Below are 14,266 nucleotides of genomic sequence, written 5' to 3'. Positions count from 1 at the left end.
TTTAGGAACATAGCGCCTGTATAAACTGTGGAGCGAGTTAGCGCACTTCTTCGCCTTTGTATTTTGCAAAAACGACAGCTTGCGGAGTCAGATTTGATACGCTTGTTATAGGCCGTAATCTCGCTCTACTTTTGAGATACGAACTTTAAATGAATCATACCAAGACTTACGACCAGTTTTTTGAGCTTCTAAGTGCTCAGAGTTAGCTTTCCAATTTTTAATTGAATCTAGATCTGCCCAGTAGGAGACAGTTATACCAACATTTTCTCTAGCTGATTCTATGCCTAAAAAACCAGGTTGTTGCTCAGCAAGCTCAACCATCCTATTTGCCGTTTCACCGTAGCCATTATCATCTTCAGTTCGCGTAGAAGTGAAAATCACAGCAAAATATGGAAGTTTAGGTGTATTAGCGATAGCTGACATTGGGTCTCCTAAGTATATAACGCCTCGTTAAAAGTTATCGGTTTTTTGTCCTTTTGAACGACTCATTAGAAATTTTAACATCGTTCTCTGAAATTTTCTTGCCTCTTCGCCAAAAGAGAGCATTTTCACTGCTATACCAATGCTTCCGCACACTACCTTAACCACTAAAACCAACGCATAGTAAAAATGCCACGCGTGCGAATCGTTCTTGAAGAATTTGCTAGCCAACTTCAACCGCAGAAGTAATTAACCCGTAGTCCTCTATGTCCTCGTTATTTCCCATTACATACGAAAGCTCATCGAGAGCTGAGTTTGCATAATTAAGAAATTCAATCGTCAAGAGTTCATTATAAGGTCACTTAAAAACTGCAAATTCGACTTCACTGTCACCCAGATCATATACATATCTATCGGGCTTTGCATGTGCCAAACTATTTCTTGCACCTTGAAGTGCATCAAGGACTTCATGTAATCCTTCGATATGCTCGACATTTAAAATCGAGAAAACTTTTTTTCGTTTCCAATGATACGGTTTCTTTTCTTTGAAGCTTTCTCGGAGTAAGCCAAAAACCGCCATATTTATTAACGACTCCGCCAGAAATGCATGTGAGATTAAACATGCTTGCATATCCATACTGATACCATTGGAGTGACCAGAACTATTTTTTGTCTCAATGCAATCAAGTTGATATTGAGCTAAATTCGCAAGGTCTTAATGTGGGTCGTATCTAACTTGATACTCCAAATTATCTCCAGTTGGCTAACAGCTTTATCAGAGGACACTTTCCTCTTATTCTTACTAAGTTAATGACGACTCATCTGAATGACAGGTTCTCGCTGTGAGTTCAACTGGCTAGTATGCGCGACTAGGTAATCAAATTAATGAGCAATATAAAAATAAAATACGTTTCAGGGGTTAAGTAAATTACTAATTTTTAAATGTACTGTCACAACAATAATAATCTTCTTGAACAGTTTAAAACTTAAAACTTAGTGCATAACGTAATTTTTAATCGCTAGGGTAGACGTATTTACCATTGAAATATTAAGCCGAAGGTAAAATAAAAACGCTACTAATAAAGTGGATTAATGTAAAACTGAATGGCTGTTTCTGAAAATTCAAACAATGGCACTGACAAGTGCGCCAGCGTCTGTAATACCTGCATCTTTCATGGCTTGGCTAATCATTTGCACCAGCGCGACTACTTGAGATTGTGTTGATGAAACGATGTTTGCTTGTGCTTCAATTTGTGCCTGTATAGCCTCGTCTTCTTGGTCCGATTGAGCTTGTAATTGAGTGAGTTGTTCTTTTTGTTCTTCAAGCAGCTGTTTGAGCTCTTTAAGTTGCTCTATCATTTTTGCAATATATTCAGGCATTTCTGAATTTGTGGTTTTTTCAACGTTTTGATCAGCCTCTTTTCCCGAGAGTTTATTACGCTCTCTGTCTGATAATTGATAATCAGCGTTGTCCTTATTTTTAGTTGTTTCTTTTGTTTGTTGTGCAGCATTTATTTTTTCTGCTGCAATTTTAACGTCAAAGGCTGAGTGTTTATTTAGCTGTATCACGGTTAATTATCCATAATGTTATTCGTTACCAATTTAGCTATCGGCAGGAATGCTAAAGTACTAAAGCGATAAATACAAAAAAGCGTTGCCCTTGAGCAACGCTTTTATTTTATCTTGTTTAGCCTTTAGCCTTTATTCAGCAGCTAAATAATCCAATACCACTTGGTGATGATCTTTGGTTTTAAATTTATCAAACAAGTGTTTAATTTTACCGTCTTGACCGACTAAGAAAGTGAGGCGGTGGATACCATCATATTCTTTGCCCATAAATTTTTTGTATCCCCACACGCCAAATGCCTCAGCAATGGCATGATCTTCGTCAGAAAGTAGGTCAAAGTTAAGCTCTTTTTTAGTTTCAAAGTTTTTAAGGCGCTTAATTGGATCTGGGCTTATACCAACCACGTGAGTGTTGAATTTTGCAAGCTCGGCTTGTTGGTCACGCAGATTCTCGGCTTGTACGGTACAGCCTGGCGTTGACGCTTTAGGGTAAAAGTATACCAATACTTGTTTTTCTTTTAATAACTCGTTGAGCACGACGGTTTCGTCATTTTGGTTTTGTAAGCTAAAAGCCGGTGCTGTGTCGCCACTTTGTAATGGGGTAATTTTGTTCATGCTAAACTCCTTAGCGAATACGTCGAAAGATGTAATCTACGTTTAAAACGTGCGAAAGGTTTTCAAAACTAATTTTAAATTGGTCAATGTCAACGTCAACGGGAATATTAAATTCAAGTTCACAGCGCATTTTAAGTTCAGTATCTTCTTCGTAGGTATCTGATTTTAATGAGCAAATATTAATATTACTGTCTGCAAAAAAGCGCGTTACTTTACTCAAGGTGCCAGGGGTGTCTATGCCAGTATATTCTAGGGTGTAACCTGCACAAAACTCGCTTTGATTATGGCTTGAAGTGCGTTTCATCATAGTAAGCAGGCCAAGCTCCATACCTTTGGTAGGCAGGGTGTGCTCAATACGGCTAATGGCTGACATATCACCGCTAAGTAGCATAATAAAAGTAAGTTCGTTGCCTAAAATAGCAATGCGGCTATCTATAATATTACAGTGGCAATCACTGACGAGTTGCGTAAGCTCACTAACGATGCCCGATCTATCTTCGCCAATTGCGGTTAAAACAATTTGATGATTTGAAAATGCAGTCATGGGTTTTAAAGTACCTAAGTTACTTGGATGATAACAACCGACTTGGCAACAAAAAATAAACACGTAGCGTTGCACGGCGGCAAAGTTTAACACAAAACCCGCGTTAAACTACAGCGACGGTTAATTTTAGGCGGTTAATAGTGCAGTGTTTCTTGTTTTTACAAGCTTGTGAAAGTACCATAGCAAAAATGTGTCTATTTGTAGCCTAGTCTGTCGGTCATCTTGTTGGCTTAATGCAGTTAGATAAGCAAATTATAAATGTAAAGTTAATATTGATTTTACACTGAACCAAATCGGTATTACCCACTCATATATTTGTTAAAACAATTAAGGGTATGCTAAGGAGAATTATCTGTGCAGTATTGGATCCCAAAAGCACTTGCAGTAAGTGTATTGGTAAGTTTGTCAGGGTGTAGTGTATTTACAAGTGATGCCCATAATGAGCGTAACTACCGCGCCCATGAGCCGGTTAAAGCACCTGCTTCGTTATCACAACCCGCTCAAGATCCTGTTTATAAGATGGATGTGGGTCAATATGATAATAATCCGGAGGCAACAAACTATCGTCCGCCGGCGCAAGTATTAACGGTTGCTAAAGGCAGTTGGGTTGAGGAAGCAGATAAACAAGCACGTATTTATTTTGATAAAAATGATGGCATTGACGATTTAGATGTATTCATTTGGGACTCGATTCAAGCAGTGCTTGCTGACAACAACATTAGTGCGACACAACAAAACAAAATGCAAGGAACACTTGAAACAGATTGGTACGCTATTGTTAAGCCAGAGGAAAGCTGGTTATGGGGCGATGATGAAAGTGTTGATTTAGAACGTTTTAAATTTACTATTGAAGAAAAAGAGCATCAACGTACAGCGTCTTTAACTGCTGAGCTTATTGATTTTAAAGGCGATAAGCCTTTGACTGATTTATTAAAACAGCAGCTAGAAGTACGTGCACTTAACCAAGTAGTAAGTGAGTTTGATTACCGCTATCGTCAACTTGAAGTTGATATGCGTAAGCGTAAAGGGGTAATTTCATTAGAGCTTGGGTTTGATAACAAAGGCAATGCAGCACTTGTTACTGAGCAAGCCTACGATACAGTATTCGATCGCTTTTCTGGATTCTTAGAGCGCTTATCTTTCACCATTGTTGAAATAAACCAAGAGACAGGTTTAATTACAGCAGATTACGCCAAAGTAGAAAGTAGCGTATGGGATTCTATTTGGGGCGATGAACCAACAGAATTACCAATTGATGAAGGCCAATACCAAATTTTGGTTAGCAAAACCAAGCAAGGTGGCACCAGTCTTACGTGGATGGATGACAAAGGCGAAACGCTTGAACCAGGTACAATGAATGGTTTACAGCAAGCATTAGAAGCGGCGTTAATTAAGCGCGGTATTAAAATTTAATAATTATAAATACTTACCACAAAAAGAGCACTTAGCTCTTTTTGTGGTTTTTACAGGTTGAAAATATGTCTCAGTTAGATTCATCACGCCCAGCATCCGTTCAAAAAAGTTATGATTTGAAAGTATGGTTGGTTTTTTTAATTCCTTCTTTAATCGGCGTTTTTTTGTTCATGACGCCAGTACCGTCTGGCGAAATAATGACGATACCTATCGCGGTAATGGCCAAGGCAATTCAAGCCTCATTCAGTGAGATAGCACTAGGGCTAATAGCTACCATTATTTGTATTACTGGTGTAATGTCGCTGGTGCTTAGTGTATTTAAACCGAAAAGCTTAACCAAATTTCGCTTATTAAATCATTTGTTTAATGTGAGTTGGATTTGGTTAGTAACACGGTTGTTTGGTATGGCGTTTGTGCTTTTAACTTATTTTCAAGTTGGACCGCATGCTATTACCTCAGAAAATACTGGCTTGCTAGTATTAAAAGATTTATTACCGGTGTTGTTTTCGGTGTTTATTTTAGCGGGCTTATTACTGCCGTTATTACTTAATTTTGGTTTACTTGAGCTGGTGGGTACCTTACTTACTAAAGTAATGCGTCCATTGTTTGGGGTGCCAGGGCGCAGTGCAGTTAATTGTGTTGCTTCATGGTTAGGTGATGGTAGCGTAGGTATTTTAATGACTGCGCGTCAGTATGAAGATAAATATTATACTCAACGTGAAGCTGCGATTATTGGTACCACTTTCTCTGCTGTATCAATTACCTTTTGTTTAGTTGTTATTGGCCAAGTAAAGCTTGAATACTTATTTGCACCTTTCTACCTAACCGTGTGTTTAGCCGGTGTAGTGGCCGCAATAATTGTTCCGCGTTTACCACCACTGCGTTTTAAAAAGGACGTGCTTATTGATGGTGAACAACCTAATGGCAACGCCGAGCTAGTACCTGAAGGCAAAACATTATTTAAGCACTCTCTTGATGTTGCATTGACTAAAGCAGAAAAAGCGCCAGGCTTGAAGGGCACCTTAGAAGAAGGTATACACAATGCATTTGATATGGTGTTTGCAGTATTACCAGTAGTCATGGCTGTGGGTACATTTGCACTTATTATTGCTGAATATACCCCGATATTTCAGTATTTAGGTATGCCGTTTATTCCGTTCTTGGAGCTTTTACAAGTACCAGAAGCTGAAATGGCTGCACAAACTATTATGGTCGGTTTTGCAGATATGTTTATTCCTTCTATTTTAGCTGCAGGTTCAATTGAAAGTGATGTAACACGTTTTATTATTGCAGCCATGAGTGTAACGCAACTTATTTATATGTCTGAAGTGGGCGCACTTTTATTAGGAAGTAAAATACCAGTTAATATTTTTGAGTTGTTTGTTATTTTCATTCTCAGAACATTAGTTACATTGCCTGTTATTGCCTTAATGGCACACTGGTTAGTTGGTTAAGTAATGATTTAAACGAAAAAAGCCCTGAATATTCAGGGCTTTTTTATGTCTTTTTTATGAGTAATAGAGGGAGAGGCTTTAAACTCGCTTTTTGCACTTAAACGCAGCAGTGCTAAATTACCGATAACAATAGCCAGTACAATCGAGATAACGAGTACGATTTGCCAAATTTGCATGTTGTTGACCTTATTGTTTTTTAAGCAGTAATTATGACCGCTTTCAATATAAGCCGCAACATTTTGAGTGTTTATTACGGGTGTTTAAAACCGTTGTGCTACCGACAATGTTAAAAAGTTTATTCCTGGATTAGGTGCTTTAAATCCTGCGTTTGAATAGTGAATAATACGCAGTGCTACGTTGGTTTCTCCAAAATCGGCCACTAGGCCTATTCTATCTTCAAACTGATAGTGAGTACTTAGGTTTTTACCTCCAAAATGGTGCTCATCAAGTAGGGAAAAGCCAATACCAGCCTCCACATAGAATGGCGTATTGTATACGCTAAATGCAGGAAACTGCACAACTGGTGAAACAGCGAATACTAGGTTGGATTGTGACTGTTGATCATGGAGGTAATGCCACAGGTTAATGCTGCTTTCAAGGTAAAAGCGGGCATCGCCAACAAAGTTTTGTGCACCCTTGGGATGATATTGATACGCAAGCTTTATCCCAGTCACATTACCTTCGCCTTTTAATAAGTCCACAGCGTAGCCATGGCTTGAGGATGCATAAGCTGCATTTGTTGGCAGTAAAAATAAACAAAAAACAATAATTGAAATCATCTCAAATGAGGTTTTCATAACGACCTACTGGTAGGTGAATTTAAATAGTAATTAAATGATAAGGGCGGTGAATTACTGTTTTCAATGAGGACAAAAATCCGCTTGTAGATGGCTTGTTAACTAAGGTTTTTAACTAATTGAATTTATTTAATTAATTTTATTGGTGCTAATTGGGCATTAATAAGTTGCTTATTTATGCCTTGTCTCTTGCCTGTTATTTGCGTAGATTACACTAAACTTAATTATTTAAACTATGCATTTATTATGAAACTTATAAAGCTTTTAGTGGTTATTGCTGTTTTTTTTAGTAGCGCACTCACTGCACAAACGCAGCCGTCACCTAAACAATTATTGCAAACTGTAGCCGAATCATTATTTAACGATATTGGGCAGGTAAATGCGCAAGGTAATGCCAGCAAAGAAGCGATGTCATTAATTGTTGAGCAGCGTTTGATGCCACATATTGATATTAAGTTTGTGTCGTTTAAATTATTAGGTAAACATATTAAAGGCATTAACCGTGAACAAGGCGTTGCGTTTATAGATGCGGTAGAGCATTACTTAACGGGCACTTATGCTAGTGCGCTTGTGAAGTACACAGGGCAAGATGTAATTTTTGAGCAAGACGCTGCTGCAAGCGACTCTAAATTTGCCACAGTTAAAACGCAAATTATTGAAGCTAATAAACCCACCATAGATTTACACTTTAAACTTCGTTTAGGGAACGATCAGCAATGGAAAGTATACGATATTGTTGCTGAGGGGATTTCGTTACTTAGTGCTAAGCAAAAAGAGATCATTCAACGCATTTCTGATGTGGGTTTAGATCAAGTCACAGCAGAACTTCAGCAAAGTTAGTTCCTCTGTAATTAAAAGCTCCAACCGTAAAAGCAGCTAATGGCGCATGTCGTTAGTTGCTTTTGTATTTTGGCCTATATTGCACGAGTTTACGCTAGCTTGGCAACCTAGCTGTGTTAGAATATCGGCTTCTTTGATTAAGCGTGGTGTCAGCTAAAAACTGTTATAACTGACCACTCACCCGAGCTACACTGGAGTTGTGTTGTTTTAATGGAAAATGTACTAATTTGGCCAAAGGAATACCCGTTACTGGTCAAAGGGCTGGTTGAACAAAACGGTGCCTTCATTTTAGATGCTTTAGAAGCTTGGCCTGCCTGTCGTTCTACTGAAGAAGATGATGCTGTTTGCACCACGGTTTTGCCCCCAATTTATTATTTAACCTGGTTAACCCCCCTAGAGCCGTTTGAAGAATGTTACTTTCAGCATATTTGTGAATATGATGAGGATGCACAAGTCTATATTGCAGCACTTAAAGAGCACTATTTTGCTAATGACTACAGCATAGAAAATATTGTGTTAATGCTGTGTCAGCGACTTGAAAAATACGCAAGTGTATCGGCACAAAATAATATTGAAACGCCGCTTTCATTGATTAGCCTATTTTTTAGTAAACGCTTTTTTACTCTAATAGAGCATGCGCTAGAACAGGATGCCAAGTTGTCGGCAGCAGACACCCTATCAATTTGGCAAGAGGTCGACTTTAGAGAACGCTTAAGTGCGTATATTCCTCAGTCGATTGCAGACATTGATTCTTTAGCCGAACTTACCAGCGAAAAGGTAGCTGCAGGCAAAGATTACTTTACTTTATTAACTCAGGTTTCGCCTGATGTTGATTCTATTGTGTTGTTAGAAAATGCTTTACTTGCCCACCTAAACAAGAAAAAAGCTAAGCAAACCATGGCGATGCGCTTTATTGAGCAGGGCGCTACAGGCGCTTTAACCGATGAAGATAACAAAACAGCATTTATGTGGGCAGCAGAAAAAGGCTATGTAAATGTAGTTGAAACACTCCTGCAGTACCAAGATAAAAAAGCCGTCGACAATAAAGGTAATACGGCGCTGCATTACGCAGTAATGAGTAAAAATGAATCGTTAATGATTTTACTGCTGAAAGCGGGGTATGACTTTAGAGCGCGTAATAACGATGGATTAAGTTGTTATCGTTTAGCGGTAAGTATCAAAGCCAGTAACTTAGTTAAGTGCCTTGAACGTGATTTTGGAATTAAAGAGTTATCACCTGAAGGGCAGTTAGAGCGAATTAAAAAGGTACATGTATTACACGCGGTTGTGGCGTTATTGCTACCACTTCAGTTGTTTTTCTTTTTTGATGAAAACATCACTATAAAAAGTGAGCTTACTCTTTTTATGACCATGACGGCGGTGGTGTGTTTTTTCTTTGCGACAAATTTAAAGCGTTGTTCGTTGTACCCGCATATTAAACATCCTTGGGGATTGTTTTTATTAAGAGTGGTATCGGTTTTTAGCCTTATAGCCCAGCTAGGTTTAGCTTGCATAGTGGGGTTAGCTGCTTTAAGCGAGTTAGTTTAACCATTTATTTAATTACAAAAAACGCGCTAATAAAGCGCGTTTTTTATGTTTTGAGCTGCTAGCTATGAGTTGTTTTTATCGTGTTCATGCGCTGCTTTTTCTTCAGCAAGTTCATCTTTAAGCTTGCGAATCTTAAGTCCAAGCTCTTGTCCTCTATGGCGTGCATAGTAAGTGCAGCCAATAAACATAGACGAGGCGAAAAGTAACTCTAGTAATACCCATACGAGTTCATCTTGAGCAACCCATAGCAATGTAAAGCCATGGATAAAATAAAACATAACGATAAAATTAGCCCACGCATAAGTGTAGGTTTTATCTTGCAGTATGCCTTTTAAAGGTAATAACAGTGGTAGTACATAGACTAAAAAAAGAAATGCGTTACTGTGGCCTTCTCTGGGGGCTAATACAAACATCCATAGTGGCATTAAAATCAGCAGGCCAAAATAACCAAATAAGGCTAGGCGCTGAAATTTTACGGTCACTGGCTTTTTAGCAGACTCGCTCTTTTGGGTCATTTAAGTTTACTCGCTACTTGCGTCAAGCGTTTGCCTACGCTTTGACATATTTTAATTTCATCTTTACTTAGGGTAGAGCTGTTGCTGCTGCCAGCAACGTGGGAAGCGCCGTAAGGTGTGCCTCCAGTTTCAGTGCCAAGAAGTTCTGGTACATCGTAAGGTACCCCCATTAACATCATCCCGTGATGCAATAACGGCAGTGACAAGTTAAGTAGGGTTGCTTCATTTCCCCCATGCATACTACTCGATGATGAAAACACACAGGCAGGCTTATCTATAAGTTGGCCTTTAAGCCACAGATCACTGGTGGTTTCCCAAAATGTCTTTGCCTGTGCGGCCATCATGCCAAAGCGGGTAGGTGTGCCAAATGCAAGCCCATCACAAGCAACTAAATCGTCTTTATTTATCACAATGTCGTGCGGGTTTTTAGCCACAAACGTGCGCAGCAATGCGGTTGCGCCTTGTTGTTCTATCGATTCTGCAATTTCATGCGCCATGGCTTCTACAGAGCCATGGCTTGAGTGGTACAGCACCACAATGGTTGTGCTCATTATAGAACGCTTAATGCGTTTTCAGGCGGGCGACCCAAGGCTGCTTTGTTGTTGCTAACAACAATGGGGCGTTCAATTAATTTTGGATGTTCCACCATGGCAGCAATTAGTGCCGACTCATCATTTTCATCTTTTAAATTAAGGGCTTTGTACTGCTCTTCTTTGGTACGCATTAGATCTCGTGCAGAATTAAACCCAAGTTGAGAGACTAAGGTACTAATTTGCTCATGAGAAAGCGGTGTTTTTAAGTATTCAACAACACTCGGTTCAATGTTTTTACTTTGTAATAGGTTAAGTGTTTCGCGTGATTTTGAACAGCGCGGATTATGGTAAATAGTAACTGACATAAAAATAAATCCAAAGTATAAATTGTGGCTATTTTAGGTGAACTCGCCAAATACTTAAAGCCTTGCAAGCTCTTTTTGTAATAACCGATATTGTGTGAGTAACGCTTTTAAACGCTGTTGTTTCACATTTTCAGTTGGCTCAACAAAATTAAGTGCTTTTTGTATTTCGTCAGCCGCTTTTAAATATGCGCCATATTGCGACAACACATCGGCGTTTGCTTCGTGATACGCGGCTAATTTTTCTTGCTTTTTATAGGCATCGGTTAAAAGCTGCTTACCTAAACTATGATCTGGCTTCTCTAATAAAAATGACTTTAGTACATTTTCGGCTAACTCATATTGCTCAGCTTCCAACGCGGCGTTTGCAAAATTTAAAGTAATTACTTGGTTGTTTGGCCGGTAGTTATTTAACTCACTTAAATAACTAACTGCTTCAGCTGCTTTTTTTTGTGCGATTAGCAAATCTGTTTTTGTATCAATATAAAATAAATTTTTAGGATCACTTGCCAATAGCTCATCTAAGATAGGCTGCGCTTCCTCCGTTTTCTTTTGATCGATTAAGCTGATAGCTAATCCATATTGTAACGCTACGTTGTTATAAGTATTTTCGCGCATTAACTTTCTAAATAGGGCCTCTGCATTTTCTGGCTTGTTATCGTAACGTGCCAGTACACGGCTTTTAGCTAAATTAAAATCAAGGCTTGAACCTACTTGGCGTTTTGGATATTGCTCGGCGCGCAAGCGTACATCCGACACGCGGCTTTCTGGCAGCGGGTGAGTGAGTAAAAACGCTGGGGGTTTATATTTATAACGAATTTGCGCTGCCAGTTTAGTTAAAAATTCACTAGAAGCTCTTGCATCAAATCCTGCATTGTTAAGGGTTTGCATGCCAATTCTATCGGCTTCTTGTTCGGCAGAGCGGCTATGGGTGAGTTGGCTAAATGCCGACTGTGTTTGGCTGGCTGAAATAATTGCTATGCCTGCATCTGGGGCTACAACGGTTGCTAAAATACCGGCTATCATACCGGCAATGGTGAGACCGCTATTGTCTTGTTGTTGCTGAATACGCCTTGCTAAGTGGCGTTGTGTTACGTGCGCGATTTCATGACCAAGTACTGAGGCAAACTGACTTTCGTTATCGGCTTGAGCAATTAAGCCTGTGTGAACACCTACATGACCGCCATAAAATGCAAATGCGTTAATTTCTGGGTTATTTAACCAAAAAAATGAAAAACCGAAGCGTACATCATTGGCGTTCGCAACTAATTTTCGGCCTAAGGTTGTTAGGTACTCATCAAGCACTGGATCGTTAATTAATGGTGAAGACCCTCTGATCTGCATCATCATCACTTCACCAATCGCTCTTTCTTTCTCCAGTGGTAATGCCTGCAGCGCAGACGTGCCTAAGTCGGGCAGTTGAAGATTTGTTTGTGCCTTTAACGGCTCACTCATTAGTAGGCTAAATGTAAGCACTGCACTGCATAAAGTGATAAAGGCGGATTTTAGTTGCATTATATTCCTTGTTTATTTTTTATCAGGGGCACTTGTTGGATCATCTGTATATAAACGGCTGTCCTTTTCACATAATTGATAAAACGACTTTATTGTGACCCCATCAACCTTAACAATGTTCAATTGAGTTTGTAAAAAAGCAATAATCTTATGAACTACTTTATGTGAATGCAATATAAGCGCTTTGTCTGCTTCATCGCCTTGTTCTAAATAAAAACCTATGAATTTATGTAGTTGATTAATGCGAATCACAGTTTTCATGGTTAATGGATCCCATAATATAAATTCCATTGACTCATCATGTCGAGCGTATCTATCGATGGTAGTATCATTAGAATAAGGAAACGCTTGTAGTTCAAAACCGCGTTCGGTAAATACTTGATGCAACGAAATTCGTGGCTTGTTATTACTCTCTTTCTCAAAAAGCTCGTTTGGGTCGATACCCAAGGACTCTAGGTTCCAATTGCGTTTGTCGATGATACGCTTTATAGCATTATCAAACCCGTGATCTAAAATGCTTTCACATTCACTTACCGATGAGGCTACTAAATGATAAAAATGCGGCAACTCTCCCCAATTAATTTGCTTTTTAAACCAATTTATTTCTTTGAGAGTTGGATTGCTAGGCAATTGCGCTTTATTATGCGAATTAGGCATTAACGTATCCTTTTAGCTAACTATGCTATAAGGATAAACCATTGCAGAGGTTGTTTTAAGAAAAAGTTAAATTTAACTGTGGTTAATCTTAATTAGCCTAGGTATAGGACTTATTATTAATGTGAACAGGTAGTGAAACGAGTATGCTAGAGCTAGATTTACGCGCTTATAAATGCCCTCAGCAATTTATTCAGTTTAAATTAGGGTTGCGTGAGGCAATATCGTTAAATCAAGCAATTACTTTTAATATCTCAAGAGAGCAAAACACAGATGATATTGAACGATATTTGCAAAAAAAAATGTATTATTACAAGTTAAATAAACAACAAGCGTTGTTATTAGTGGAGCCGTTGCGTGTTTGAATATGTAAAAGCATGGTATGAAAAAAAGTTTTCTGATCCTAATTCAGTTACTTTACTTTTTTTGTTATTGGCACTGGTTGCCATGTTGTATTTTTTTGGCCCATTAATTGTGCCTGTGTTAGTAGCACTGATCATTGCTTATTTACTAGATTGGCCCGTGGTTCACTTGGAGCGATTTGGCTTAAAGCGTTTTACTGCCACTAGCATAGTCATGCTGATATTTATTGGTATTATGCTCACCTTAATATTAGTTATAGGCCCGGTACTTTGGCAGCAAAGTAGTAACTTAGTGCAAGAAACACCGCATATGGTAGAGCAAGGTAAATCGTTTTTACTCGACCTACCAGCTAAATACCCCAGCCTTATTAGTGCAGAGCAAGTACAGTCTATTGTGGTAACGGTAGAAACCAAAGTGCTTGAATTTGGCCAAGTGGTGCTGTCGGCATCGCTCAATTCATTAAAAGATGCTGTTGCGTGGTTAATTTATCTTATTTTAGTACCGCTACTGGTATTTTTTATGCTTAAAGACAAAGTAGAGCTCAGTGCCAGCATTGCTAAACTGATCCCGCGCCAACGACGCTTAATTTTGCAAGTGTGGCATGAAATGAATCAGCAAATAATGAATTATATTCGAGGTAAAGTATTCGAAATTTTAATTATTGGCTCGGTGTCCTTTATTGCCTTTACGGTATTGGACTTACGTTATGCGGCGCTGCTTGGTGTGTTAGTTGGCTTTTCGGTGCTCATTCCATTTGTTGGTGCTGCGCTGGTGACTATACCTGTGGCGGCGGTGGCGCTGTTTCAGTTTGGTTTAGAAACCCAGTTTTGGACCATTTTAATTATTTACGGCATTATTCAAGCGCTTGATGGCAATGTGTTAGTCCCTTTATTGTTCTCTGAAGCGGTTGATTTAAACCCGGTGTTTATTATTGTCGCCGTACTATTTTTTGGTGGGCTGTGGGGTTTTTGGGGCGTATTTTTTGCTATTCCATTAGCATCATTGGTAAAAGCGCTGATTAAGGCGTGGTCATCCACACATGAAGAGCTCGCAGAAGAGCTCGGTAACTAAAAAGTATAGTAAACGCACTTTAATTACTAAAGATTATTACTCATTCCTATTAAAAC

The 14,266-nt window shown here is 38.9% G+C and carries 18 protein-coding genes; 6 read left to right on the top strand and 12 right to left on the bottom strand.

Annotated elements, in window-relative coordinates:
- Window positions 1-105 precede the first annotated feature (105 nt).
- From P3J6_RS14225 to P3J6_RS14200, 5 genes are all read right to left on the bottom strand, one after another.
- A complete protein-coding gene (locus P3J6_RS14225; protein WP_198523367.1) occupies window positions 106-423 on the bottom strand; it encodes an antibiotic biosynthesis monooxygenase family protein in 318 nt (105 codons plus the stop codon).
- Window positions 424-778: 355 nt separating this feature from the next.
- The gene (locus tag P3J6_RS14215; RefSeq protein WP_198523366.1) at window positions 779-1,057 is read right to left on the bottom strand and encodes a hypothetical protein; all 279 of its coding nucleotides are present in this window, start codon (window positions 1,055-1,057) and stop codon (window positions 779-781) included.
- A gap of 485 nt (window positions 1,058-1,542) precedes the next feature.
- The gene (locus tag P3J6_RS14210) at window positions 1,543-1,989 is read right to left on the bottom strand and encodes a hypothetical protein (protein ID WP_198523365.1); all 447 of its coding nucleotides are present in this window, start codon (window positions 1,987-1,989) and stop codon (window positions 1,543-1,545) included.
- A 132-nt stretch (window positions 1,990-2,121) separates the two neighbouring features.
- Entirely contained in the window at window positions 2,122-2,601 is a 480-nt protein-coding gene (bcp, locus tag P3J6_RS14205) for a thioredoxin-dependent thiol peroxidase (protein WP_138607747.1), read from the bottom strand.
- Between the two features lie 10 nt (window positions 2,602-2,611).
- The gene (locus P3J6_RS14200) at window positions 2,612-3,145 is read right to left on the bottom strand and encodes a glycine cleavage system protein R (RefSeq protein WP_138607749.1); all 534 of its coding nucleotides are present in this window, start codon (window positions 3,143-3,145) and stop codon (window positions 2,612-2,614) included.
- Window positions 3,146-3,499: 354 nt separating this feature from the next.
- On the opposite strand from P3J6_RS14200, the gene bamC reads away from it, so the two are divergent.
- Together bamC and P3J6_RS14190 are read left to right on the top strand one after the other, a co-directional pair.
- Window positions 3,500-4,558, top strand: coding sequence for an outer membrane protein assembly factor BamC (bamC, locus tag P3J6_RS14195; protein ID WP_138607751.1), 1,059 nt, complete (start codon window positions 3,500-3,502; stop codon window positions 4,556-4,558).
- A 65-nt stretch (window positions 4,559-4,623) separates the two neighbouring features.
- Window positions 4,624-6,012: a YjiH family protein gene (locus P3J6_RS14190; protein ID WP_198523364.1), complete on the top strand. Its 1,389-nt coding sequence runs from the start codon at window positions 4,624-4,626 to the stop codon at window positions 6,010-6,012.
- Window positions 6,013-6,044: 32 nt separating this feature from the next.
- On the opposite strand, the gene P3J6_RS14185 is transcribed toward P3J6_RS14190, so the two are convergent.
- Together P3J6_RS14185 and P3J6_RS14180 are read right to left on the bottom strand one after the other, a co-directional pair.
- A complete protein-coding gene (locus P3J6_RS14185; RefSeq protein ID WP_138607755.1) occupies window positions 6,045-6,188 on the bottom strand; it encodes a DUF2897 family protein in 144 nt (47 codons plus the stop codon).
- 84 nt (window positions 6,189-6,272) lie between these two features.
- Entirely contained in the window at window positions 6,273-6,809 is a 537-nt protein-coding gene (locus P3J6_RS14180; protein ID WP_198523363.1) for an acyloxyacyl hydrolase, read from the bottom strand.
- 246 nt (window positions 6,810-7,055) lie between these two features.
- On the opposite strand from P3J6_RS14180, the gene P3J6_RS14175 reads away from it, so the two are divergent.
- The gene (locus P3J6_RS14175) at window positions 7,056-7,649 is read left to right on the top strand and encodes an MlaC/ttg2D family ABC transporter substrate-binding protein (protein ID WP_138607759.1); all 594 of its coding nucleotides are present in this window, start codon (window positions 7,056-7,058) and stop codon (window positions 7,647-7,649) included.
- Between the two features lie 210 nt (window positions 7,650-7,859).
- The gene (locus P3J6_RS14170; RefSeq protein ID WP_198523362.1) at window positions 7,860-9,197 is read left to right on the top strand and encodes an ankyrin repeat domain-containing protein; all 1,338 of its coding nucleotides are present in this window, start codon (window positions 7,860-7,862) and stop codon (window positions 9,195-9,197) included.
- 62 nt (window positions 9,198-9,259) lie between these two features.
- Here the strand turns inward: P3J6_RS14170 and P3J6_RS14165 are convergent, their stop codons facing one another.
- The 5 genes from P3J6_RS14165 to P3J6_RS14145 are packed head-to-tail and all read right to left on the bottom strand — an operon-like array spanning window position 9,260 to window position 12,779.
- Window positions 9,260-9,712 (bottom strand): DUF2069 domain-containing protein, encoded by a 453-nt coding sequence (locus P3J6_RS14165; RefSeq protein ID WP_138607763.1) that lies wholly within the window; start codon window positions 9,710-9,712, stop codon window positions 9,260-9,262.
- Window positions 9,709-10,263 carry an NAD(P)H:quinone oxidoreductase gene (wrbA, locus tag P3J6_RS14160; RefSeq protein ID WP_131691238.1) on the bottom strand — a complete coding sequence of 185 codons (555 nt, stop codon included), beginning with the start codon at window positions 10,261-10,263 and terminating at the stop codon, window positions 9,709-9,711. Before wrbA ends, P3J6_RS14165 begins: the two co-directional genes overlap by 4 nt.
- Entirely contained in the window at window positions 10,263-10,610 is a 348-nt protein-coding gene (gene arsC / locus P3J6_RS14155) for an arsenate reductase (glutaredoxin) (RefSeq protein ID WP_198523361.1), read from the bottom strand. The genes wrbA and arsC overlap by 1 nt, the downstream gene beginning before the upstream one ends.
- A gap of 54 nt (window positions 10,611-10,664) precedes the next feature.
- Window positions 10,665-12,122 carry a M48 family metalloprotease gene (locus P3J6_RS14150; protein ID WP_198523360.1) on the bottom strand — a complete coding sequence of 486 codons (1,458 nt, stop codon included), beginning with the start codon at window positions 12,120-12,122 and terminating at the stop codon, window positions 10,665-10,667.
- 12 nt (window positions 12,123-12,134) lie between these two features.
- Window positions 12,135-12,779: a hypothetical protein gene (locus P3J6_RS14145; protein ID WP_178956260.1), complete on the bottom strand. Its 645-nt coding sequence runs from the start codon at window positions 12,777-12,779 to the stop codon at window positions 12,135-12,137.
- Window positions 12,780-12,922: 143 nt separating this feature from the next.
- Here P3J6_RS14145 and P3J6_RS14140 point away from each other — a divergent pair, with 143 nt between their 5' ends.
- Both P3J6_RS14140 and P3J6_RS14135 read left to right on the top strand, forming a co-directional pair.
- Entirely contained in the window at window positions 12,923-13,141 is a 219-nt protein-coding gene (locus P3J6_RS14140) for a hypothetical protein (protein WP_198523359.1), read from the top strand.
- Window positions 13,134-14,210, top strand: a complete 1,077-nt coding sequence (locus P3J6_RS14135; protein WP_008113005.1) for an AI-2E family transporter — start codon at window positions 13,134-13,136, stop codon at window positions 14,208-14,210. The genes P3J6_RS14140 and P3J6_RS14135 overlap by 8 nt, the downstream gene beginning before the upstream one ends.
- Window positions 14,211-14,266: the final 56 nt, after the last annotated feature.

The sequence above is a fragment of the Pseudoalteromonas sp. 3J6 genome, assembly GCF_903995135.1.
GTDB lineage: Bacteria > Pseudomonadota > Gammaproteobacteria > Enterobacterales > Alteromonadaceae > Pseudoalteromonas.
The sequence above is the reverse complement of the archived record's forward strand: the minus strand, read 5'-3'. Positions and strand labels throughout refer to the sequence as shown.